Source organism: Streptomyces sp. T39 (genome assembly GCF_008042045.1).
Classification (GTDB): domain Bacteria; phylum Actinomycetota; class Actinomycetes; order Streptomycetales; family Streptomycetaceae; genus Streptomyces.
Map to the genome: position 1 here is coordinate 1 of NZ_RDBP01000170.1, position 917 is coordinate 917.

Genomic DNA, 917 nt, shown 5'->3' on the forward strand with positions numbered 1-917 from the left:
GCTCGACCCCGCCGAGCGACGCCGCGAGCGCCGGCCAGGTGGAGGTGGGGCCGGCCGCCTCGGAGCCGTGGCTGATGGGCTCGACCCCGCCGAGCGACGCCGCGAGCGCCGGCCAGGTGGAGGTGGGGCCGGCCGCCTCGGAGCCGTGGCTGATGGAGCTGCCGTGGTGCAGCCAGACCCGTCCCCGGTCGGCCACGCCCTCCACGGGGGCGTCGGTGCGCAGGGCGACGAGTTCGGTGGTCTCGTTGTGCGGCAGCCAGATCTCCACGGTCTTCTCGCGGTCCGGCAGGCCGGTGAAGCGGACCGTTCCGGGGTCACCGGCGCGGTACTCGGTCGCCCAGGTCTCCATGTCGATGGTGAGCGTGTTGCCGGCGGCGACGCTGCCGCGCCCGGCGGGCCGGCCGTCGACGAGCAGTTCGTAGACGCCGTCGGGCCGCGGCGGGGCCCCGGTGTAGTTCCGCTTGGTGGGCAGCGTGTCGAGTTCGACGGCCGTGGCCCGGGTCCTGAACACCAGGCGGACGCCCGAGGGCTGCGACTCGACCATGGCGAGCTGCGGGTCGGTGCACTGGGCGCGGGCCCGCGCGGGCAGCCGGTGGGGCAGCAGGCCGTGCTCGGTGCGCTCCAGGTCGAGCGCGCCCCGCAGGAGGCCGGCGGTGAGGGGGGTCGTGATCCAGTCGTCGCGGTCGGGTGCGGTGGTGTCCATGTCGGTGCCTTGCTGTTCCCGGCGGCGCGCGGACGCCGCCGTGTGGTGGGGGGCGGACGGGCCGCCGCCGGCCGCTGGGCCGCGACCGGCAAGGACGCCCTGGCCGCCTTCGCCGACGCCTACCGCGACTACGCCCGCGAACACCCCGGCCGCTGGGCCGCGACCCGCTTCCCGCTCGACCCCGCCGAGCGACGCCGCGAGCGCCGGCCAGGTG

The 917-nt window shown here is 77.2% G+C and carries 2 pseudogenes; one reads left to right on the forward strand and one right to left on the reverse strand.

Features of this window, described 5'->3' with window-relative positions:
• Window positions 1-703 (reverse strand): annotated as a pseudogene (locus EAO77_RS36470) (lipase); the annotation flags it as partial.
• A gap of 60 nt (window positions 704-763) precedes the next feature.
• Here EAO77_RS36470 and EAO77_RS40800 point away from each other — a divergent pair.
• Window positions 764-917, forward strand: a pseudogene (locus EAO77_RS40800) (WHG domain-containing protein); the annotation flags it as partial.